This window comes from Paenibacillus sp. S25 (assembly GCF_019454085.1).
Taxonomy (GTDB): domain Bacteria; phylum Bacillota; class Bacilli; order Paenibacillales; family Paenibacillaceae; genus Paenibacillus; species Paenibacillus polymyxa_B.
In genome coordinates, this window is sequence record NZ_CP073683.1 from 5,638,189 (window position 1) to 5,661,311 (window position 23,123).

General features: G+C 45.7%; 20 protein-coding genes. 9 read left to right on the plus strand and 11 right to left on the minus strand.

Translation table 11 applies throughout. The annotated features are described in order from the left end of the window. The first annotated feature begins 148 nt into the window (after positions 1-148). Together KAI37_RS24760 and KAI37_RS24765 are read left to right on the plus strand one after the other, a co-directional pair. Positions 149-325: a CsbD family protein gene (locus KAI37_RS24760; protein ID WP_013312524.1), complete on the plus strand. Its 177-nt coding sequence runs from the start codon at positions 149-151 to the stop codon at positions 323-325. 255 nt (positions 326-580) lie between these two features. Beyond that, positions 581-1,627: a stalk domain-containing protein gene (locus KAI37_RS24765; RefSeq protein WP_220026350.1), complete on the plus strand. Its 1,047-nt coding sequence runs from the start codon at positions 581-583 to the stop codon at positions 1,625-1,627. A gap of 80 nt (positions 1,628-1,707) precedes the next feature. Here the strand turns inward: KAI37_RS24765 and KAI37_RS24770 are convergent, their stop codons facing one another. After that, positions 1,708-2,505, minus strand: a complete 798-nt coding sequence (locus KAI37_RS24770; protein ID WP_220030425.1) for a copper amine oxidase N-terminal domain-containing protein — start codon at positions 2,503-2,505, stop codon at positions 1,708-1,710. A 184-nt stretch (positions 2,506-2,689) separates the two neighbouring features. Further along, the gene (locus KAI37_RS24775) at positions 2,690-3,796 is read right to left on the minus strand and encodes a hypothetical protein (RefSeq protein ID WP_220030426.1); all 1,107 of its coding nucleotides are present in this window, start codon (positions 3,794-3,796) and stop codon (positions 2,690-2,692) included. A gap of 302 nt (positions 3,797-4,098) precedes the next feature. Here KAI37_RS24775 and KAI37_RS24780 point away from each other — a divergent pair, with 302 nt between their 5' ends. Beyond that, positions 4,099-6,654 carry a LamG-like jellyroll fold domain-containing protein gene (locus tag KAI37_RS24780; RefSeq protein WP_220030427.1) on the plus strand — a complete coding sequence of 852 codons (2,556 nt, stop codon included), beginning with the start codon at positions 4,099-4,101 and terminating at the stop codon, positions 6,652-6,654. 104 nt (positions 6,655-6,758) lie between these two features. Here the strand turns inward: KAI37_RS24780 and KAI37_RS24785 are convergent, their stop codons facing one another. Further along, complete coding sequence (locus tag KAI37_RS24785) at positions 6,759-7,940, minus strand: NAD(P)/FAD-dependent oxidoreductase (RefSeq protein ID WP_025721951.1); 1,182 nt, start codon at positions 7,938-7,940, stop codon at positions 6,759-6,761. A 27-nt stretch (positions 7,941-7,967) separates the two neighbouring features. Beyond that, a complete protein-coding gene (locus KAI37_RS24790) occupies positions 7,968-8,399 on the minus strand; it encodes a DUF1641 domain-containing protein (protein WP_013312528.1) in 432 nt (143 codons plus the stop codon). A gap of 501 nt (positions 8,400-8,900) precedes the next feature. Between KAI37_RS24790 and KAI37_RS24795 the strand changes: the two genes are divergently transcribed. Then, positions 8,901-9,296: a rhodanese-like domain-containing protein gene (locus KAI37_RS24795; RefSeq protein ID WP_023990896.1), complete on the plus strand. Its 396-nt coding sequence runs from the start codon at positions 8,901-8,903 to the stop codon at positions 9,294-9,296. A 24-nt stretch (positions 9,297-9,320) separates the two neighbouring features. Here KAI37_RS24795 and KAI37_RS24800 read toward each other — a convergent pair whose 3' ends face one another. Beyond that, positions 9,321-10,148: an HNH endonuclease gene (locus tag KAI37_RS24800; protein WP_220030428.1), complete on the minus strand. Its 828-nt coding sequence runs from the start codon at positions 10,146-10,148 to the stop codon at positions 9,321-9,323. A gap of 264 nt (positions 10,149-10,412) precedes the next feature. Between KAI37_RS24800 and KAI37_RS24805 the strand changes: the two genes are divergently transcribed. Beyond that, positions 10,413-11,906: an alpha-amylase gene (locus KAI37_RS24805; RefSeq protein WP_076292760.1), complete on the plus strand. Its 1,494-nt coding sequence runs from the start codon at positions 10,413-10,415 to the stop codon at positions 11,904-11,906. Between the two features lie 64 nt (positions 11,907-11,970). On the opposite strand, the gene gpmA is transcribed toward KAI37_RS24805, so the two are convergent. From gpmA to KAI37_RS24830, 5 genes are all read right to left on the minus strand, one after another. Then, positions 11,971-12,720, minus strand: a complete 750-nt coding sequence (gene gpmA, locus KAI37_RS24810; protein WP_025721385.1) for a 2,3-diphosphoglycerate-dependent phosphoglycerate mutase — start codon at positions 12,718-12,720, stop codon at positions 11,971-11,973. A gap of 134 nt (positions 12,721-12,854) precedes the next feature. Continuing rightward, entirely contained in the window at positions 12,855-13,595 is a 741-nt protein-coding gene (locus tag KAI37_RS24815; protein WP_076292761.1) for a Bax inhibitor-1/YccA family protein, read from the minus strand. A 146-nt stretch (positions 13,596-13,741) separates the two neighbouring features. Further along, the gene (locus KAI37_RS24820) at positions 13,742-14,029 is read right to left on the minus strand and encodes a hypothetical protein (RefSeq protein WP_071643805.1); all 288 of its coding nucleotides are present in this window, start codon (positions 14,027-14,029) and stop codon (positions 13,742-13,744) included. Positions 14,030-14,272: 243 nt separating this feature from the next. Continuing rightward, positions 14,273-16,567 (minus strand): glycoside hydrolase family 2 protein, encoded by a 2,295-nt coding sequence (locus KAI37_RS24825; protein WP_220030429.1) that lies wholly within the window; start codon positions 16,565-16,567, stop codon positions 14,273-14,275. 200 nt (positions 16,568-16,767) lie between these two features. Continuing rightward, a complete protein-coding gene (locus tag KAI37_RS24830; RefSeq protein ID WP_220030430.1) occupies positions 16,768-17,832 on the minus strand; it encodes a LacI family DNA-binding transcriptional regulator in 1,065 nt (354 codons plus the stop codon). Positions 17,833-18,010: 178 nt separating this feature from the next. Between KAI37_RS24830 and pepT the strand changes: the two genes are divergently transcribed. Both pepT and KAI37_RS24840 read left to right on the plus strand, forming a co-directional pair. Continuing rightward, on the plus strand, positions 18,011-19,246 hold the full coding sequence (gene pepT / locus KAI37_RS24835) for a peptidase T (protein ID WP_071643812.1): 1,236 nt from the start codon (positions 18,011-18,013) through the stop codon (positions 19,244-19,246). Between the two features lie 200 nt (positions 19,247-19,446). Continuing rightward, complete coding sequence (locus KAI37_RS24840; RefSeq protein ID WP_025721376.1) at positions 19,447-20,283, plus strand: methyl-accepting chemotaxis protein; 837 nt, start codon at positions 19,447-19,449, stop codon at positions 20,281-20,283. Positions 20,284-20,471: 188 nt separating this feature from the next. Here KAI37_RS24840 and KAI37_RS24845 read toward each other — a convergent pair whose 3' ends face one another. After that, the gene (locus KAI37_RS24845) at positions 20,472-21,347 is read right to left on the minus strand and encodes a DNA-binding protein (protein ID WP_220030431.1); all 876 of its coding nucleotides are present in this window, start codon (positions 21,345-21,347) and stop codon (positions 20,472-20,474) included. 559 nt (positions 21,348-21,906) lie between these two features. Here KAI37_RS24845 and hxlA point away from each other — a divergent pair. Further along, positions 21,907-22,542 carry a 3-hexulose-6-phosphate synthase gene (gene hxlA / locus KAI37_RS24850; RefSeq protein ID WP_013312540.1) on the plus strand — a complete coding sequence of 212 codons (636 nt, stop codon included), beginning with the start codon at positions 21,907-21,909 and terminating at the stop codon, positions 22,540-22,542. Between the two features lie 5 nt (positions 22,543-22,547). After that, entirely contained in the window at positions 22,548-23,105 is a 558-nt protein-coding gene (gene hxlB, locus KAI37_RS24855; RefSeq protein ID WP_220030432.1) for a 6-phospho-3-hexuloisomerase, read from the plus strand. The last annotated feature ends 18 nt before the right edge of the window (positions 23,106-23,123 follow it).

Consider the following 23,123-nt stretch of genomic DNA (forward strand, 5'->3'; position numbering starts at 1 on the left):
TCCCCACTTCACGTTCTGATTTAACCCGTATCCAACATTATACCCCCGTCTGTGATATACAGCCTCTGGTTTCGTATTACCCTCGCTCGGGTAATGACTAACTACAGCATGCTGAATGAAAGTTCGATCACATAAGGAGGGCTACAACATGAAGGATAACGGAACTAGCGATAAAATCAAAGGTAATGTGAACAAAGCCAAAGGTGAAATCAAGGACCAAATCGGGAACGCTACCGATAATAAGTCCCTTCAAGCCGAAGGTAAACTGGATAAGGCCAAAGGCCATCTTCAGGAAACAGCAGGCAAACTGAAGGACGGCAAATAATCCTGAATGGATAACCTCGACGCACTGTTTTACCAACAAGTCTCGCTGTCTTGTGCAGCGGGCTTGTTTTGTGTTGCTCGGATACTTTTGGAAAAACTTTTGCGCAAACAGGGCAACTTTTACGGTTGCTGTTGCGTCTAACCAATATAAGCACAACCCATAATGACTCTCCAAGCTGTTGGATTTTGTAGGCATTAATGTTACTCTAGTCTATGAACCAGGCTATAATTCTTAAATAAAGGGGTAGACCAACGAATGAAATCACTGAAATCTATCAAAAAACCTGTCATCATCACTGCCGTATCCGCCTTGGCCATATCCGGGGCTCTTTTCAGCCAATCCACATATGCCGCACAAGTGACTAAGCCGATCCAAGCAGTATATAACAATATCAAAATCATCTACAACGGAACCGAGGTTGCTTCTGATGCCAAAACAGAACCGTTCCTGCTGGATGGCGTTACGTATATCCCACTGAAGCTGGCAGGTACAGCTTTGGATAAAAAAGTAACATGGGATGGCACAAACAAACGCGTAGTCATTGCTGACAATGGTGTTCCCATTGATCAATCTACAGTTACGGCGCTGAACAACCAGATCACGACGCTGACTCAAGAGCTCAACACAGCAAAAGCAGCAAACACAACGAAAGACGCTACCATCGCTCAATTGCAAAAAGACAATCAGACGCTAAAAGATGACGCGAGCAAAAATAGTTCTAGCTCCTTGAAGGATCTCCAAAAGAAGCTGAACGATGATCACAGCGATGACTACAACACCAACTCGGATATTACGTTGGATGGTAACAAAAACGATATTACGGTAACCATTGAAATGACAAAATCCAGATGGACTGACCTAACCGACAGCAGAAAGAGAAGCTACTTGGAGGACATCGTGGATGATATTTTGAAAGAGTACAAAGATGCCGATGTTGAAGGCACAGTGAAGAACTCTAGTAATAGGGATAAAATGGCAACATTTACAACCAACAGCAGAGGCGATGTTACTTTGAAGGATGTAGCTTCTTCCTTGGATGCAAGTACGATTCAACGCGATTTGGTTAATAGATATGGCAATTACGCTGGAGTTGGCTTTGATTTCACCGTAAGAGGCGACAGCAGTGAAGCTAGCGTGGATGTATATGTAAAGACTGACGCTTGGAACAATACACTTACTAATGCGCAAAGAAACTCTCTTATAGAGAACGTTCTTTATGAGCTTAAGAATAGAAACTCGGTATCTCGAGTAGTGGGTAAAATTAAGTCCAGCGAAAACAGCAACACGATAACTTCATTCTAAATTTCACTTTTTCAAAAAAGCGACAAAGGCCCTAAAGCCTTTGTCGCTTTTTTAATGATGTACAAGCAACCTGCATTCAATTATTGAATCAGCCTGCCTACGGAAGTGATATATTTTATATAATCATTATCAGCGTCAATTGTATCGATATTCATTGTATAAACCAAATGACCGTGGCTGGTTATTTTCACTTTGTGAAATGAACCGGGTTTAGAATAAGGATCTACAGTATAGGTCCCTTTGCTATACACAATCATAGGATTAAAGTCAATTTGCTTGAAGGCGGGCGATAAGTCGCTCTTATACGTAGCATTAATATTCAATACACCTTGCCTTTGATCCCAGTCAAAGGAAATAAGATCAAATGCATTCGCATCAATGACTTGGGCCAAGTCTTGTCCCTTAAACCTCATAAGAACTGGACTTTCCGTAAAGCTATCATGTCTTAGTTTCAATAAGCCACGTTTGGGATCCCACTCCATCTTCGCATCTGTATCTTTCAACAGGATGGATACCGGCAAAAACATTGCATTACTTAGCATGATAGGGACTGTATCCATTGTCATGGGTTCGCCGTTAACCGATATTTTGGGTGATCCAATCGTTGCCGTTACATTACGGTCCATTAGATCAACAGAAGCGGTTTTGTTCGCTGCATTATAAGTTACTTTACCGCCCAGTATATCCTCAGCTACTTGGAGCGGTATAAGCAGTCTTCCCTTCTTATCCACAAAGGGTGATGCAGGGTAGGTGTATAAAACGTAATGATCATTGACCTTCAGGTGTATGGGGGTATGATCTTGAGCCGATGCCAAATTCGGGTTTGTAGTAGCAAAACTTAGTACAATCATAATACCGATTAATAACCTGATTTTCATAATGCCCTCCTAATCATTTGTTTAGGCTCAAAACCAAAATTATGGTGGAGGAGCCCAGTTGAGTAAGCTTAACATGGAAAAACATCTGCCAAGCCACATTGTTGTAAGTCCCACCCAACAACAAAGGAAATGACAGATGCTATTCAGTATATTTTAGCTTGAGCCATTGTTTAACTAATTGTTCTTATCGGTTTGGATTTCTGATCCACACACTTGTGTCAAAATGAGTAATATAATCGATGGGCCAATCAATCGTACCGAACCACTGACTTCCATCCCAAAAAGAGTAATCCCGATAGTTATCCCATGGATAATAATAATCCGAATTGAATTTCGAGACTACCAAATCTGAAAAGTCTCCACCGATAGCATTTCCATAAATATTACTGCCATCAAAGTTTTCTTTCGCTATTGCCGTCACTCTCTTAACAGACATAGACGATAGGTCCGAGGAATTAAAAGAGGTTTGCATAACGACGATTTGATTGTAGTAGGCTAACAAATAAGCGTTATAGGTACTATTATCAATATAAAATTTAACTGAATTATATCCCTCCCCATTTACCCACGAATCTGTAGAATAGTTATAAACTCCATTTTTAATGTATCCTAAGTATCTTTTTTGGCCCGTTTGGAAGGAAAATCCCCCCTCAACTTTCTTCCCATTCTTCGCATCAAAACCGTAATACACCCATGGCTGTTCGTTTGCTCCTAGATCCCTAACGGTTGGCAAAATCACACGTGCATTGACCCCATCAAAGCCATCATAATCCAATTGAACCCTTGAAAAAGCTCCTGTTGTTCCTCCACTCACTTGCGATGGAGTGGGATTATTTTTACTTGATTTGGAAACATCATGATTGTTGCTTGGTTCACTCAAAGAGTTTGTTTTCATATAAGTAGCATCCGTTACACTATCTTCTTTTGATTCAACTTTATCTGCCATGCCTACATAACCTTTTTCTGAGCTGTATACTTCTCCATCGAGCGTAAGATATATGTATTCCGACTTGTTAAGCTTCTCCAGATTTTGTTGTAGATCACTATTATTTTTACTCTTTAGTGATGTACTATCGGCCGTGTTCAGTAGTTCAGTAATAGATGCTTTCGGATTAACGGCAATCTGGTGTTCTTGAAGTTCATGGACAATGGCCCGCTGTTTGAGATTTTGAAAAAAAGCAGCATCGTACGTAGTGGACTTAGCTTCCGCATAAGCGAAGCTTCCCGAGAATGCCGAACACATGAGGATAGTTGCTAATCCCATGCCAATAAACTTATTTTTCCTAAACATACACAAACCTCCTAGTTATTTTTCGAAACTAGCATACCTCCACAAATATATAACGTCAACCATAATTTATAAATTTTACCTAAAAAGAGAGCATAGTATTTTACAAATCATAGTGTATAGAAGGATCAACTACGTATAAAAAGAAAGTGTGGAGCAGTGGCGTCAAGGTCGCTTAGATGCTAAAACCTTCCTTGCATCTATATAATTCATAAATACATTAATAATATTTATAAATATAAAGGTATTTAGCGATGAAAATAGAATATATCACTGTATTCCAATTTAGAAAGGGGCAAATGTGTATGATGAGAAGTTTTGTTAAACGTAAAGTCAGGAAAAGTATTGCAATAACACTAACATTATTATTAGCAATCGCAAGCGCACCATTAGGTGCAATAGACGCGGCGGCAACGGTGCCAGACCAGAACAATAAGCAGGATGCGCCAACCTTCTCTAATGTATCGGTTCATGACCCTTCCATTGTCAAAGACGGTGACACTTATTATGTATTTGGGTCACATATCTCAGCGGCGAAGTCAAAAGATCTTACAAATTGGACTTCTTTTGCAAACGGTTACACTACGCCTGGGAACACACTTTACGGGGATTTATCGAAGAATCTGGCCGGATCTTTCGCTTGGGCGGGTGAGAATGATGCGGACAGTAAGGGAGGATTCTCGGTATGGGCGCCCGATGTATTTTGGAATGAGCATTATGTCAATAAGGATGGGACAAAAGGGGCATATATGATTTATTATAGTGCATCTTCCACCTACATTCGTTCCGCAATCGGCATTGCAGTTGCACCGAAAATCGAGGGTCCATATCAATATGTGGATACCATTATCCACACTGGTTTTACGAAGGAGACTGCATTCGATAAAGATAGCAAAGTGGATAAAAAGTGGACAAATACGCCGATTCAACAACTCATTAAGGAAGGCAAGCTTGAGGGTCCCAGACCGGGATGGTTTAATACCGATGGTTCTTATGCGAATCGGATGTTCCCAAATGCAATCGATGCAAGCGTTTTTTACGATGCAAACGGGCGCTTGTGGATGACGTATGGTTCATGGTCCGGGGGAATATTTTTACTGGAGCTGGATAAGGCAACTGGCAAACCCATGTACCCAGGTAAAGATGGAACTACAGAAGACGGTCGGCTCATTGATCGTTATTTTGGCACCAAGATTGCAGGTGGATACGGTGAGTCAGGGGAAGGTCCGTATATTGAATACAACCAGGAGACGGGTTATTACTATTTGTATATAACCTACGGTGGCCTTGCAGCGGACGGAGGGTATAACATGAGGTTATTCCGTTCCAAGAGTCCGACAGGACCTTATAAGGATGCCAAAGGGCAGAATGCTGTTTTGCCAGCAAACACCAAAAATATAACTTATGGCAACAAGTTGATAGGTAATTTCTTGTTCGATAGTAAAATAGGCGACCCCGGTACAGGCACTGGCTACGGCTATGTTTCCCCTGGACACAATTCTGTATACACCGATCCTGCTACTGGACAAATGTTTGTCGTCTTTCATACCCGATTCCCTCATCAGGGGGAGACACATGAGCTGCGTGTACACCAAATGTTCATGAATCAGGAGGACTGGCCTGTCGTAGCTCCTTATCGTTACGGTGGCGAGACGCTTACAAAGCTGGATGAGAAACAATTCATTGGCGATTATCAATATATTAATCATGGCAGTGATTCTTCGGCTACGATCAAGAATACACAATTCATTCAGCTTAGAGCAGATCATACCATCGAAGGCGATGTGCAAGGAACATGGCGCAAGTCGGGGGATGCGAATATCCAATTAACACTGGATGGCGCTGTATTGGATGGGGTGTTCTTAAGACAATGGGATCAGGTTACGAATCAATACATCCTGGCGTTTACAGTTTTATCGAATAAAGGTGAGATGGCTTGGGGCAGTAAGCTCCCTGATATGACCGATACAACAGTAGTGGACAGTGTGTATCGTGAATTAGATCTTGGCGATACAAGTCGGGTGACGGCTAGCCTGAATCTTCCGAAGGAAGGCAGTCGGCAATCCCGGATTACCTGGAAAACTTCAGATCAAAGCGTCATTACGGATACAGGTGAAATCAAGCGTCCAGGAATTGGAGAAAAGGCTGCATCTGCCACTTTGACAGCTACCATTACCAAAGGAGAACGTAGTCGGGACAAAATTTTCAACATCACGGTATCCCCTTATGAGAAGGCAACATGGACTGCGTCATACACATTTGAAAATAATCTGGAGGATCAGCAAGATGCTTTTGCTAATGGCGAAGTTATCGGTGACCGAATCGATCGCCAGGGCGGAAGTGTGTCCTACGCTGAAGGCGTAAGAGGACAAGCTGTAGTCCTTGATGGAAAGTCAGGCATTGCTCTGCCTGAAGGACTCATATCCAGCTCAGCATATTCCGTGTCACTGTGGGTAAAACCAAGCGAATTGACTGTTCATACACCGACTTTCTTTGGAGCTATGGATAGTAATCACTGGATCAGCCTTTTACCCAGAGGACCTGAGAAGGATAACACAATGGTCTGGTCTGGCAGCTCACCTTGGTATACTGGCAGTACCGGCCTAAAGATCAATACAAATGAATGGACCCATCTCGCCTTCACTGTAGATCGTGGGGTGTTAGCCGTGTATGTGAATGGCAAGCTTCAATTTACCGGCTCAGGATTCCCAGATGTCTTTACCTCCAAATCTGGAACATTCAGCTTAGGTGTCAACTGGTGGGACCCTGCGTTCAAAGGATCTATTGATGAGCTGAATATATTTGAAGGTGCGCTCCCTCCTGCACAGGTGGCAGAGTTAGCGAAGATTAAAGTGAATTAAGACTAATGAATCGTGAGTATCGCTAGTACCGAAAAGAAAAGCTACAAAAAAGAGAGCGCTGAATAGCGCTCTCTTCCAATGAACCATATAAAATGTAAGAAATATTAATAGGCCAATGCAAAAAGTCCTTTGATGTGGGACAAGTAACGGATGTTACTGCCTTCCTTCATCAAAGTGGCTACAGCGCCTTTCAGTTGGGTGCCATTCGCGCCTACAGTACCGATCGCGTCTGTTCTGCCCAAGCTGCCCAGTGTACCGGAGAATACTGGTGTAAAGCGTTCCATCTTCGCTCCGTTGAAATAAGCGAAGATGTTGTAACCAACTAATTCGCCCATTTGCCAAGCCAACTGTGCAGTTGGAGGGTATGGACGCTCGCCTTCACCCGGGAACACCACTGCGCTGTCGCCAGCGAGGAAGATGTCTTCGTGAGAAGTCGATTGCAGTGCACCATTCACAGTTGCGCGACCACGGTTTACTTCGATACCAGATGCGCCAACCAGTGCATTACCTTGTACGCCGCCTGTCCAGATCAGTGTGTTCGTTTTGATCGAACGTCCGTCTTTCAAGAGAACTTCGTCAGCTTTCATTTCTGTAATCGGTACACCCGCTACGATTTGAACGCCACGTTTTTCAAGGCTTGTTACTGCACGATCAACCAGTGGTTGAGGGAAGCCTGCCAAAATAGATGGTCCAGCTTCTACGCAATACAAGTTGATATCTTCGTAGTTAATACCTTTTTCGCGACAAATTGCAGGCAATTTGTCAGCATATTCGCCCACCAGCTCAACGCCAGTCAGACCGCCACCACCAATAACGATTGTAGCGTCAGCTTGGTTACCGGATTGCTTGTAAGCATCCAGACGAGCTTCCACATGTGCGCGAATCCGATTGGCTTCTGCCACTGATTTCAGCGTGAAGCTATGCTCTTGCAGTCCTGGAATACCGAAGTAAGCCGTTTCGCTGCCCAGGGAAATAACGAGAGCGTCATAGCTCAACGTAGCGCCACTGGCCAAGGTTACTTTTTTATCGTCAGGCTTGATTTCGGAAACAGTATCCACTTTCAGGATAATTTCTTTGTTACGCAGCAGTTTTTCCAAAGGAAGCGCAACAGCTTTTTCAGCAATTGTACCTGCCGCCAAACGGTGCAGTTCCGTAATAATTTGGTGCGACGCAAAGCGGTTAACCACTGTAATGGTTGCTTGGCTAGCGTCCATATGCTGGCGTGCTGTAAGAGCGGCCAGCAATCCGCCGTATCCGCCGCCCAAGATCAAAATTTGCTTCGACATGTCCATCCTCCGTTCTTGATCAGGTAATTATTTGCTTTCGCGTTGGCGCTCATTCAGAATATCCAGGAAGGCCTGGCTGAAACGCAGCGTTTTTTGTACATTCGGATCTTTAAGCATTTTGAGCAGGCCAAACAGACCTACACTGCCGTCCGTAGTTTGTACACGGTCATTTGCTTCAATTGCAGCAGAAGCCAATCCTTTAGCCGAATCTGTAACAGGCTTCACAAACTCTCCCATGGAGCTTTTCATATCTCCGATAAAGACAGGGTCAGTCGCCAGACTGCGAGCTACATCATAAGCGTCGGTCATCAAAGTAACCATCTCAGTCAACTTGGGCAGATTTTCTACCAGCACGGTCAGCGATTGCTGAACCTCTGGTTTCATCAATTGGTCCAATACATCCCGAGACTCTTTGGTAGCTTCTTGTGTTACTGCCACCTCTTGTTGGTTTTCAGACATGCGTGAACGTCCTCCTTTACTGTGAAAATAGAAGTCCATTCCTTTCTCGTAACCTGTATCCATAAACTCTAGCAATAAAACGTTCATTGAATTCGCGCCCCTAAACATGCAAGAAGCACAGCTAAAACCGGCCTATACCCTAAAGGGCAAGACTGATTTATCGCAGATGCCAATTGTATATTGCTCAGACGGTATTCTGTTGTTACTGCTGCGGAATATCCCACGAAGCGCTCCTTCGTGACTACAACAGGCCGAAACGGAACCCTATACCTCTATATTACACCTTTCACAACACAATCGTCGAAGAAATTTTAAATTTGCACAAATTTCTGCAAAATTTTTATTGTTATTTTAGATAAAAATTAGAATAAGCTCGATTTTTGTCCAAGTTTCCCTTAAAAAAAGGGTCATTTTATGCTAGAGGAGGGTAATAGAGAAAGTGCGTTTCAGTTCAACAATATGAAAATAACACAAAATATATTCATACGGAGGTTTTACACGATGGCTAAAACATTTGGAGATATGGTTCAAGAAGCAAGACAGCACGTTCAAGGCATTGATTCACAGGAGGCACGTCAGCGAATGGAGGCAAATCCTGATACATTCGTTATCGATGTACAGGACTCCCATGATGCAGGCGCTTGCGGTCTGATTCGCGGAAGCGCCAATATTTCATTGGGCATGCTGCCCATCCGCGCTGACTTGGAGGTTCCACAGGATTTGCGTGACGAACGTCTACGTGACCGCAACCGCCCGATTATCACCACTTGTGGGGCAGGCGGACAAGCTGCATTGGCAGCTTATACACTCCAGCAGATGGGCTTTACCAATGTAGCTTTTATCGAAGGCGGAACAACAGCCTGGAAGGAATCCGGCTTTGAAGTAGAACTGTATTAAGGGACCTACGCTCCAAGAATCGCCCTACGTATGTAGGGTGTCTTCAGAAGCATCCGGATTATCAGGTGCCTCGAAATCATCAGGGGATGGCTGCGGCACACCAGACTCAATGAACTCATCTACATCGCGGGCAGCCTTAACTTGATTGCATTCATTGCAAGCACATACACAATTGACTGGCGTCGTGTGCCCCCCTTTTGCCCGAGGCAGTAAATGATCAATCGTGTCACCGTAGTCTCCGCAAAAAAAGCAAGTATAGCGGTCACGCTTAAGCACATATTGACGAAATTCCTTGTTACTATACAGTCTGCGCACGGTGTATGGATTAACAATCACCGCCATACGCTCTCTGACCAAGGTCATGGCCAGATCAAGCTCAATCTCTTGATGCCAGCGTCTCCCCTGGTCGGTTTTGCCTCTTAGCCGAATCATGCCATTGCGATTGAGCCGCAACGCCCGGGTATCCGCAGGCTTCAGCCTGCTAAGCAGATGCCGAACCCGTTGCCGGTGGCGCTCACGCGCTTTATCCGTGACCGGCTTCCTGCGGGGGCGTTGTGCCTCCATAGGTAGTGACGCCTCCAGGTTGTGCGCAGCCGTATTTGCATCAAGGCTATGCTGCGTCACGGGAGCAGCCGAGGGGTTCGTTTCCTCGCCGGAAGGAGCGGACGTAGCCGCACGTTCTTGTGGGGCCAACCCCCGACAGGAACGGCAAGGACCACGCCGGGAATAAGGACCAGCCCGGCGACCCGTTCTGCGCTGAAAGTCCGTTAAAGGTTTCATTTCCTGACAATACGTACATTTTTTAATCAGCGGTTTGCTCGCTCCATCCTTGTTCTGCTGCGGTTCTGTCACGTCCACCCCTCCTTTCCTCTGTTGCTCGTGCTTTACGGTTTTCACCAAAACCCGAACTATTGTTAAGTTAGATTCATTTTACCGTTTTCACGTTCCCTTTTCTAGCTACCCGAGTCGTTGTGAACACTTAGGTATAACAAATTTTAATGATTCAGCATACGTTATACAGCGATCCTTGTTCTTCATTCAGCATCATATTGACCGTCTGACGTTTAGCCCCCCTCACTTGGTGGGTAACTTGTTATATATGAAGGAGGGACGCACATGAAAAGGAACCATACGATGATGCAATTTTTCGAGTGGAATGTCGAAGCTGACGGTTCTCACTGGAAGAAGCTTACCCGCCTGGCACCGGAACTGAAGGCCAAAGGAATTGACGCGATATGGATTCCACCTGTCACCAAAGGTCAATCGCCCGAGGATACGGGATACGGCGTCTATGACCTTTACGATCTGGGCGAATTCGACCAAAAAGGTGCGGTGCGCACCAAATACGGAACCAGGGAAGACCTGCTGGAGGCTGTTGCCGCCTGCGTTCGCCACGGTGTGGCCGTCTATGTCGATCTGGTCATGAACCATAAGGCTGGCGCGGATGAAACCGAAGTGTTCAAGGTCGTCGAGGTCAATCCGGATAATCGCAATGAGGTCATTTCCGAGCCCTTTGATATCGAGGGCTGGACTAAATTTACGTTCCCCGGCCGTCAAGGTCAGTATTCCACATTTCAATGGAACTTTGAACATTTTAACGGAACCGATTACGATGCAAGCCAGGACCGGACAGGAATCTATCGTATTTTAGGTAAAAATAAAAGCTGGAGCGAAAATGTAGATGATGAATTCGGCAATTATGATTATTTAATGTTCGCCAATATTGATTATAATCATCAGGATGTGCGCAAAGAGATGATCCGCTGGGGCAAATGGCTGGTAGATACTCTGCAATGCAACGGATTCCGTCTGGATGCAATCAAGCATATTAATCATGAATTTGTACGAGAATTTGCTACAGAAATGATTAAAAAACGCGGACAGGATTTTTATATGGTAGGCGAGTTTTGGAAACCGGATCTGGAATCGTGTCAAAAGTTCCTGGATACCATTGATTATAAAATCGACCTATTTGACGTATCCCTCCACTACAAACTACATAGCGCTTCCTTGGGTGGCAAGGATTTCGATTTAAGCACCATTTTCGAGGATACGCTTGTTCATACCCATCCCCTGAACTCGGTTACTTTTGTCGATAATCATGATTCCCAGCCGCATGAAGCGCTTGAATCCTGGGTGGAGGACTGGTTCAAGCCTAGCGCCTATGCACTGATCTTGCTGCGCAAAGACGGTTATCCCTGCGTATTCTATGGCGATTACTACGGTATCCAGGGACAAACGCCCGTGAAAGGCAAGCAGGCTGAGCTAGACCCGCTTCTATATGCCCGGTACCATAAAGCTTATGGTGAGCAAAAAGATTATTTCGATGATCCCCATACGATTGGATGGGTACGTCAAGGCGTGCCTGAGCTGGAAGGCTCCGGATGTGCTGTGGTGATCACCAACGCAAATGACGGGGAAAAGCGCATGTTCGTAGGCAAACAACATGCAGCGGAAGAATGGATAGATTTGACTGGGCGTCACGATCATACCGTAAAGATTGAGCAGGATGGCTACGGCATATTTCCCGTTCGTGCCGGCAGTGTATCGGTGTGGGCACTTCCCGCAGATGAAGACAGCCAGGAAACAGAAGAAGAAGCGAACGCTTAATCTATACCCAACACAAAGAGGACAGGATGCGAGGAAGCGCCCTGTCCTCTTTGTGTATGGAAAGTCACTCCGTTACCTTGCTTTGGTTGGCCACAGCCTGCTTCTTAGCCTCTACATGACTCGGATCACCGAGATAAAAGCGCCGGATGGGATCTATATGCTCATCCAGCTCGTACACCAGTGGAATGCCTGTCGGAATATTCAAATCCAGCAATGCGGTTTCGTCCAGATTCTCCATATACTTGATTAAGGCCCGCAAAGTGTTACCATGTGCAGAAATGATAACTCGATCCTTTTTGAGAATCAAAGGTACAATCCGCTGCTTCCAAAACTCACCGACCCGATGCACTGTGTCCTCCAAACTTTCCCCAAGCGGCAGCTCTTCTGGCTTAATATTGCGATAACGTTCTTCCCGATGCGGACTCCGCTCGTCCTTCTCATCCAGCATGGGTGGCCGCACTGTTAGGCTACGCCGCCAGATATGAACCTGCTCCTCGCCGTATTGCACGGCGGAATCCAGCTTGCTAAGCCCTTGAAGAGCACCGTAATGGCGTTCATTCAGCTTCCATGACTTCTGCACAGGTATCCACAGATGATCCAGCTCATCCAAGATGTGATACAGCGTGCGGATAGATCGTTTTAGCACAGAGGCAAATGCCAAATCAAACGTATATCCAGCCTCCTTAAGAATACGTCCCGCCTCAATGGCCTCATGAGTCCCTTGTTCAGTCAGGTCCACGTCCGTCCAGCCCGTAAACAGGTTTTGTCGGTTATACACGCTTTCTCCATGCCTAACCAGCACCACTTGATACATACACTCACTCCTCTCCTGTTTGTCTTTATGTTTTACCCAACTTCTATGTATTTAACGTAAAATGCAATTTTTAAACCGTCTATTTAATACAAAAAAGGACGGCATTCAGCCATCCTTTTCTTCTCACTCTGCACTTAGTCCCTCTTACTGAACTTGGCCAACAGATCCAAAATCCGTACATACAGCCATACTAGAGTCACCAGCAATGCAAAAGCACCATACCATTCCATATATTTGGGTGCACCTTGATCCGCTTGCTCTTCAATAAAATTGAAATCAACCAGTAGATTCAAAGCCGCAATGATCACGATAAATAAACTAATACCAATACCCAGCCAACCCGTTTCATGGATATACGGAACATTCATACCGAAAAGATTCAAAATAAAATCAACTAGCGTCACCAGAAAAATCGCCATCGTACACAGGACAACGAATGAGATAAAGCCGCGTGTCACCTTGATGATTCGCTGTGTGTACATAAAGAGCATCAAGAACAAAATACCCACGGTCAGCAAAATAGCATTGGCTACAATTCCAGGGTACTCATACTCCATAAAAGCTGAAATGCCACCCAAAGCAAAACCACTCAGAATCGCATATACAGGAGAAAGTAATGGAGCCGTTTTTGGAAAAAAGGATATCGCAAGTGCTACGCCTGCCATACCAATAAAGCCTGCCGTCAGCAAGGATAGCACCTCTACGGTTCCTTCGTAGGTCATGTACCAGGTAATACTTCCAGAGACGATGAGCAGAACCAGCAGAAGTAACGTTTTGTTCACCGTTCCTCCGATGGTCATGCGTTGTTCGCTAACTTCTCTTTCATCTTCGCGCAAAAAGATGTCATCACGTAAAACCGGATTGCTAAAACTCATACAGGGTACTCCTTTTCGATGTTGTTGTTTGCTATGCTATATGTATATATCGGCACAATATGAAAAAAGTTTCAGAAAATTTCAACAAAAAAACTCTAACCTTGCCATACGGCAAAGCTAGAGTTAGAGGGTCAGGCCGTTACAGGTTAAAAATCAGCAGTAGCAATTTGGATGGTGCCCGTCACAGCTCCAGCTGGAGTAGCTTGGAGAGCAGCAACCAGCAACAAAGCCACTTCTAACGTCAGACTGTTGGCTGCCGGGATAACATACGTAATCACGGGAGCATTGACACGGGTAACAACCAGATCCACCGGATTGGCACCCGTATTATTCACGGTAATTGTTGCATTATTACCGCCTTTCAAATTTTCAAAATAGGACTTACCCACACCAGCAGCAAGATTGTAAATTTGCGAAGGTAAAAGGATCGCCATAGAATTCACCTCCCTTGCGTTTGATAGTGTATTCTATGCTTCCAATCTATGAGTGTAACGTTAAGTGACTCAGTAATAAGACACAATTCAAAAGACTCATAGATTAGCATACCCTAAACTATGCCAAAAAGGAGTTGCCCTCTCAGATCCCTTTCAGAATCTGCGGACAACTCCTTTTTTAAATAATGGAAGTCTCAAAAGGTATAAAAGCAGCTAGTAGGATTGTATGTTGCCTTTGCTTCCTTATTGCACGTCAATGCTCAATTCCTGCGAAGCGAAACGGGAAGATGCGGAAACCTTCACGCGGATATTGCCAGCCTCACCCTTTGTACGAATCCAGAATGCAATACGTCCACCAATGAGGGATAAGCTTGAAGGACCGATCAATTCACCCACTCCCTCGACCTCTACCGAAACAGGATCTGCATAGAACGGCAGGGCATTGCCGTATTCGTCCAGCGCATCCACTACTACTCGGGTTACGTCCCAATCGCCAGCTTCCAGCACCATATCATCTGTAGCTACCCGTAGCTCTGTCGGCACCGGATTACGCGAATAGTATTTGCGGATCACTTCTTGCCCATCTACGTACCCAATGAATACAGCGTCTTCCCACTTCATGCCCCAGTGGCCTGTCAGCTCGTCGATCACGACAGGGGGGTGAGGAAGCGCCGGGTACTTCTCTCGGTTCGGACGATAAACACCTTTGCGCTCATGACCGTAGATGAATTCCACCTCATCGCAATTGGTGAACACAACCAGCGGCACGATGCCCCCGATATTCCGCTCGCCACGCGACCAGTAAGTGACCGGCTCCATAACGATTTCCTGTTCGACGTTCTTCTGGCTCCGGTACACACTCGCTGCAAATTTAGGGAGGCGGAACATATCCATGACACCGTGGTAGCAGATTTTATCACCGGAACCAAAATCAGCATGCGTGTTATAGTCAAAAGCACACCAACCAATCGCCCCGGCAATGCCCTCATCGGCATAGGAAGCATTTTGGACCCGCGTATGGCGCAGTGCATGCTCCATTACCCGTTCCTCCTGGTCAAAACGCTTGGTCGGGTACATATGCCCGTTATATTCCGTTACCAGATAAGGGACCGGATGATCCAGCTTTGTAACGAGAGACGGCTGGCGCAAGCCTGTCGTTTCGCCATCTACGCCTTCTGTATCGTCATACGTATCAAAATTGCGGATTTCCTTAGCCAAATATTTTTTGTGCCCACCATCATGAACAAAATCATTTATCGTATATACATCTTCCAGTAGCTCACTGCCTACAATATAACGCACACCGCCCGTAGCACGGGTCGGATCTAGTTTTCGTGCTAGCTCATTGGTATGCGTGTACAGATCATGGTCATCCTGCGACTCATTAATTCGTACCCCCCAGATTACAATGGAAGGATGATTACGATCACGGATAATCATGTCCTCTACGTCCCTCACCGCTTGCTCCTTCCACGCTTCACCGCCAATGTGCTGCCAACCCGGGATCTCTTCGAAAACGAGCAATCCGATCTCATCACAACGGTCTAGAAAATGACGGGACTGAGGGTAGTGGGATGTCCGTACCATATTCAGCCCCAGCTCCTCCTTGAGCACATCTGCATCACGACGCTGCGCTCTTTTAGGCATAGCATAGCCAACGTACGGATAGGACTGGTGACGGTTCAAGCCAAGCAGCTTGATCTTCCGCCCGTTCAAGTAAAAACCGTCCGGCTGAAATTCGGCCTCGCGGAAGCCAAAGCGCACGGTCACCTGATCCAACTTTTCTTCGCCTCGTAGCAGCGTCAGCTTCGCTTCATACAGCTTGGGATCATCTATATCCCAAAGCTGCAGGCCGCGCAGCTCTTTCAGCTCCAGCGTTACTTCCGCCGCCGTCATCGCTGCCAGCTTAGCCTCCGCCTTCACACTCGCTCCGTCCACCAGTTGCAGCGCGACCGTCAAGTCGTCCTGCTGATCGCCGATGCCCTCCAGCTCCACGACCACGCGCACCGTCTTGCTTGCCGCAAGCGGCTCCGGTGTCTGAATGAATACCGTTCCCAGGTGTACAGGCTCTACTATTCGCAGCTGCACTTCGCGGTAAATACCGCCGTAGGTCAGATAGTCAATGACTGCCCCAAAGGGAGGGATGTCGTCCCGTTCCGTGGAATCGACAATGACCGTGAGCACATTGGGGCCGCCATACTCGGCAAGTTCGGTCAATTCAACGCTGAACGGTGTATATCCACCTTTATGCTCCCCCGCTTTTACCCCGTTTAGATACACCTGGGCATAGGTCATGACTCCTTCAAAATCAACATACACTCGCTTACCTTTCGCATCTGCCGGAATGTTCAGCTCTCTTTTATACGTAGAAATAAACTGAAATGCCTTGTCGTCAAAATAATTATACGGAAGCTCTACATTGGTGTGCGGCAGCTGAATTGGCTCATACCGACTTGTATCAATGCCTGCGCTTACTTCGCTCTCGACATATTCAGGAAGGTAAAACCATTGGTCATTCAACGGCAAAATGGTACGCATGGGCAGTCACCTCAACCTTTTATTTTTCACTCTTATACCATAGTAAAATATTTGAGTAAAAATGACGAGTAAAACTTGGTAAAATAAATATATGTTCAATGTAAGCATTTACAAGACAATTGTCAATCCATTTTTGTATCTTTTTATATCAAAAAAACAGCCCCGGTAAGCCGGGGCTGTCCAAATCAATAACGTTGATTTTATTGGGTATCGGTATGTAGCGGCGCACTGCTGTTGCGAATCATTAGCTCGGTCGGAATGATGACCTTGCGCCCCACCTCGTTTGCACCGTTGCGTACCGTATGCAGCAAGAGCTGAACGCCCGTTTCTCCCATCAGTTCGGTGTGCGTTTTGACCGTTGACAGAGATGGGGTCAAATATTCCGCTGTCGGAATATCATTGAAGCCAACAATTGAGATACGTTCCGGCACCGCAAGATGATGGTGCTCCAGCGCCTTCAGCGCCCCAATAGCCACCGAATCGCTCGCGACAAAGAAGGCTGTAGGCAGGTTTTCTGGTCCCGCCAGAATAGCCGCTTCCATCGCACGGAAGCCATCTGCCGCCGTTCCGCCGCACACATGAATATCATCCGACGTGCACAGCCCGTGCTGTTCCTGATACCGCAAAAACGTCTCATAGCGGGCATCTAGCTCGACTCGTTCGGAATCACGGGACTGCTCATCCTTGCCCATACCTACATATCCGATGTGACGATGGCCCACGCCCATCAAATAATCCAGTGCATCAGCCGCAGCGTGAGCAAGGTCAATGACCACATAGTCTGCCCCTGTACGCTCTACCGGATGATCCAGAAAGACGCAAGGAATGGGCAGTTCCAGCATACGTTCTACCTCTTCGTTGCTAAAATGCCCCAGCACGATCAGCCCATGTAGCCCTTCGGATGACGCCTTCAGCGCAGTCAGGTCCTCTCTTCTGAAAATACGCTCCAGCTGCGCCCCGCTTTGGCGGCACTCTTTTTCCACGCCAAACCGGATAGACAGATAATAAGGGTCTTCCAGTTCCTCGTACGCGCTAAACCAGTGCACCATACCCAACCGGATGGGTCCCTCTGCCTTCTTGCGGGGCTGACGACCAATACCGCCATTTTTACGTTTAACAGTCGTATATTTCATGCGCTCGGCAACCTCAAAAATTTTACGCCGCGTTTCCTCAGATACAGACAGTGTTTCATCATAATTCAGCACTCGGGAGACCGTGGATATCGAAACCTCTGCCTCCTGGGCGATATCTTTTAACGTAGGCATTGCAGACTCCTTTAATGGTTTTACTCTATTTTTACTTTTATTTTACTATTATCTTACTCGTCTCCCCTGTGTAACACAACCCGTCATTCCTAAAGGGTCAACCATTTTTTTCATATTATAAGCCTAATCATGATAAAATACGTACCATAATAGAAATGACACCAAGGAGGATACACACATGAAACAGGAATTGATTGACCGCCTGACTACATATGTTCAGGTAGATACCCAATCTGATGAAAGCAGCCACACTTGCCCCACTACACCCGGACAGCTCACATTAGGCAACCTCTTGGTGGGTGAATTGAAAGCCATCGGTATGACAGACGTGACCATTGATGATCATGGTTATGTGATGGCGACCCTTCCCTCCAATACGGATAAAGAGGTTCCCGTCATTGGTTTTCTCGCTCACCTCGATACGGCTACCGAGCTGACTGGCGCAGGGGTAAAGCCGCAATTGACGGAAAACTATGATGGGGGCGATATCACGCTGAATGCTTCGCTTGGTGTGGTTCTTTCTCCACGTGAGTTTCCCGAACTGACTCAATATAAAGGCCACACCCTGATCACAACAGATGGTACCACCCTGCTCGGTGCAGACAACAAAGCCGGGATCGCAGAAATCATGACAGCTATCCACTATCTGATTGACCATCCAGAAATTCAACATGGCAAAATTCGCGTCGCTTTTACACCGGACGAAGAGATTGGAAGAGGACCGGAACGCTTTGATGTAGCCGCTTTTGGCGCTGAATATGCCTATACGGTAGACGGCGGACCGCTCGGAGAACTGGAGTATGAGAGCTTTAACGCCGCAGCCGCCCATATTACCATTCACGGTGTGAACGTGCATCCCGGTACGGCTAAAAACAAAATGATCCACGCTGCTAAAATCGCTATGGAGCTACACAGTCGGTTACCTGCAAACGAAGCCCCGGAGTATACAGACGGATATGATGGCTTCTATCATCTCTTGGAGTCTACAGGCACGGCAGAACAAGCTAAGCTATACTATATTATCCGTGATTTTGACCGCGAGAGCTTTGAAAAACGGAAAGCTTATTTAACAAATGTAGTCAAAGAGCTGCAGGCCGCTTATGGAGAAAACCGTATTGCGCTGGAGCTGAGAGATCAGTATTACAACATGAAAGAGAAAATAGAGCCTGTTAAGCATATCGTCGATGTCGCTTATGAAGCAATGACAAAGCTGAATATCGAACCCATTATCAAGCCGATTCGTGGCGGTACAGACGGTTCACAGCTATCCTACATGGGACTGCCTACACCGAATATTTTTACAGGTGGGGAGAACTACCACGGTAAGTTTGAATATGTGTCGGTGGACAACATGGTACTTGCTACTAAGGTTATTGTGGAAATCGCACAACTGTTCGAGCAACGCGGCAAGTGAACTACCTATACACAGCACTGACACGTTAAGATTAAATAGAAGGCATATCGTTCCGTAATGGAAACGGTATGCCTTTTTTTCTGAAGCTTTCATCTCACTTTAAATTTTCAATATCTTTATAACTTTTATCCGTCTCTAGACCGACAACTATATACGAGACTATAAAAAATATATCTAGTAAAGAAAGGTAGGTTATCTATTTGAATACAATAGATGCATTAATTGCAGCCATTCCCTACATACAACAGATTATGCGTGAGAAAGTGACCCTTGCTCTCTTCGACCGCACTCATGTCCTTATGTATACCCAATCGGAGGGTATGGATCTCGGCTTTGAAACAGGCTCGGAGCTGCTCGAGGACTATAAAGATTTTGCCATGCTTAAAAATGGACGTGAGCCCAGCCTGACCCACATTCCTGCTGAAATTCTGGGGTTTCCTCTTGATATGATCAGTATCCCTGTATTTGACGAGAAAGGTGAAGTCATCGCAGCATTTGCGGCCTCTTATAATTTGACTAACAAAAATCAACTGGATCAAATCGTATCCGAGAATCGCTCCATCACCGAGCAGCTCATTGATATGGTACAGCATGTGGCGGCTCATTCCGAGGAGCTTCAGGCAACCAGTGAACAGATTTTGAAAAACACTCAAATCGCCGTACAAAACTCGGGTAAAATCAATCAGGTAGCTGTGTTCATCAAGGAAATTTCCGATCAGACCAACCTGCTTGGATTGAATGCAGCGATCGAGGCCGCGCGTGTCGGAGAAGCAGGAGCAGGCTTTGGTATCGTCGCTCAAGAGGTTCGCAAGCTATCCGTAGAATCTAAAAAGGCGACGGTCGATATTGAAGGAGCCCTTAAGGATGTACAAAACTCCATTCGTCAAATGGAGCAGGAAATTGAGCAAATTGTTTCTTCTTCTCAGGAGCAGGCGACTCTGGTAGGCTCCTTCACTGAAGTGATGGAGCGTATGCAAAAGGCGAGTGAAACGATGCAACATCTGGCCAATGACCTGACTTCGTATGCCGTAAAATAAATCTTGGCATAAAAAAGGGGAGCACACTGATCGCAAAATGCGTAAAAGTGTGCTCCCTTTATGTACAAAAGCCCTATCGGGCTTGAAGGTCTAAATCTGAAACTCAAGTAATATAAGAAAAAACACCATGATTTGAAGGAATCACAGGGTCTAACCCTCCTACAATATTTCCCACCGGAAGAGCAATACTAAGAAACGCCAAGACCATAGTTACCGAGATTAATGCCTTTTTCATTATGAAGCCCCCTTAATAAAATGGTTTGGTATTGCTCTTGCTGTGATGGTGTTGCCAAATCTCGATAAGTCTCAAACAGAGCAACCAATGTCCTGAAATCGGCATCCGCTTCTACATGGGCAGAGAATTGCAAAGAATCAAGGACATAATTTAAGGCAACGGAGTACTTCTTCTTCTTGAAATGGTAAATGGCCAATTGGTTGACCAGTTTTAAATAATATACGCGGTTTGCTCTATCTTCATAACCTTCAAATATCTTAATATCATCAGCAAAATCGTTCAGCAGGTCGTCTATATTCCAATTATTCAAGTTAGCCGCTTCGGCAATACCAACCAATCCTGGAAGTAGCTCCTCTTCATTGTCGCGAAGAAATTGAACGTACTCAGGCAAAAGTTCCCTTCTCCCCGAAAGTAATTCAATCGTAAATAAATTGGCCTTGGCAAGGAAACGGAATCTCTCTACTTCTTCGTGACCGCTCTGATCCAGCCCCATAAACCAGCCCATTTCGCTATACTTCATAATATAGTTTCTGGCTTCCTCATACTTTCCCATATTCTGATAGTAAATAGACTTCGCCAGATAACTGTAAGCATAATAAAACACTAGCGGGTGTTTGGTGTCCAATGTCTCATACTTGCCGTCTGCAGCATTTCTCAGTTGGGTGTGATACAGGCTTTCAGCCAACGTATGCAGATAATCTGCTACTTTGTTCGCTTCATCCCAATCATTATGTGTGTAGCTGATTCTAAACAACTCACAAGCTTTATCGAGTTCGTGGCTGTCCGACAACAAATAAATGGCTTCCCTTTGGTTTAGGACCTCTTCCACTAAAACCCGCCTCCCTATCCTGAAAATTGCGATTACCCCTTAGCACAGCGGCTACTCTTCAGGGTAGTTATGCTCTTAGCCTCCATTTTTTGCATACCAGTATATTACAAATATAGTCAAAACCTAACTTGAAGTCAATTCAATCATCGCTACCTTCTTTTTTGCAACCTTACATTGCTATGTATGGTTATGGATTTTGCAAAATTCGATTCCAGTCGCTCCGAAGTGCAAGATATAGACGAACTAAACCATTTCGATCTATATCTTGTTCATTGGAAGTCGCTTATGGGATTTTCGCAAAATCCTTGGTTACGAATAGTCGACTCCCCTTATAGAAATAATGCTAAAGAAGACAAAATGTAGGCTCTCTCATGGATGGTTTTTATGATGCTATAGTATCGTCGGGGTAACTACGTTACGAATTAGTGCGTACTTTTCAATCGGATATCAGGGCCTTACAATCAAACCTGTGCATGAAACCAAAGTATAGAGTAATACTCAACAGAGCATGTACCTGTTCAACAAAATATAAATTCACTTAAGGAGTGAAGTTAATAACATGGAACTTCAATTGGCTTTAGACTTAGTAGATATCCCGCAGGGTATTGCATTGGTAAAAGAAGTAGAGTCGTATATTGATATCGTAGAAATCGGTACACCGATTGTCATCAATGAAGGACTTCATGCAGTAAAAGCAATGAAAGAAGCATTCCCGAATCTGAAAGTGCTAGCTGACCTGAAGGTTATGGATGCAGGGGGCTATGAAGTGCTAAAAGCTTCCGAGGCTGGTGCAGATATCGTTACGATTTTGGCTGTAGCTGAAGATGCAACAATTAAAGGTGCAGTAGAAGAAGCGAAAAAACAAGGCGGCAAAAAAATCTTGGTGGACATGATCGGTGTTAAAAACCTGGAGCAACGTGCGAAAGAAATCGACGCTCTGGGCGTTGACTACATCTGTGTGCATACAGGCTACGATCTGCAAGCTGAAGGACAGAGCCCGTTCGAAGCACTTCAAACCGTCAAAAAAGTCGTGAAAAACTCCAAAACTGCCGTGGCTGGCGGTATTAAGCTGAGTACATTGGCTGAAGTCGTGAAGGCTCAACCGGATCTGGTTATCGTCGGCGGTGGTATCACTGGCGAGGACGACAAAAAGGCTGTAGCTTCCCAAATGCAACAGCTCATCAAACAAGGTTAATCCCAATGGAGACCTCTCAATATTTATCCGAGGTACTCAAGGAGCTGCAATTGGTTCCACAATTGATCAGTGATACAGAATCGGAGCAGCTGATCCACTCCATCGCCGCTGCAAACAAGGTATTCGTGGCAGGTGCGGGCCGCTCAGGGTTCATGATTCGCTCGCTGGCGATGCGGCTGATGCATATGGGGATTCAAGTCTACGTGGTCGGGGAAACCGTAACTCCTGGTTTGGGCGAGGGCGACCTGCTCATTATTGGTTCAGGCTCTGGCGAAACCAAAAGTCTGACCTCCATGGCAGAAAAAGCAAAGAAACTTGGGGCTTCTCTGGCGCTTCTAACCACTTCCCCGGGTTCCACCATTGGCAAACTGGCCGATATCATCGTCAAGCTGCCTGGTGCGGCCAAGGACCCGTCCAACAAGGACTACCAAACGATTCAGCCCATGGGCTCATTGTTTGAGCAAACCCTGCTGTTGTACGGTGACGCATTGGTACTCAGAACGATGGAGTTGCGCAAGCTGACCTCCAAATCTATGTTTGGCCAACACGCCAATTTGGAATAACACTGTAATTCCTTTACG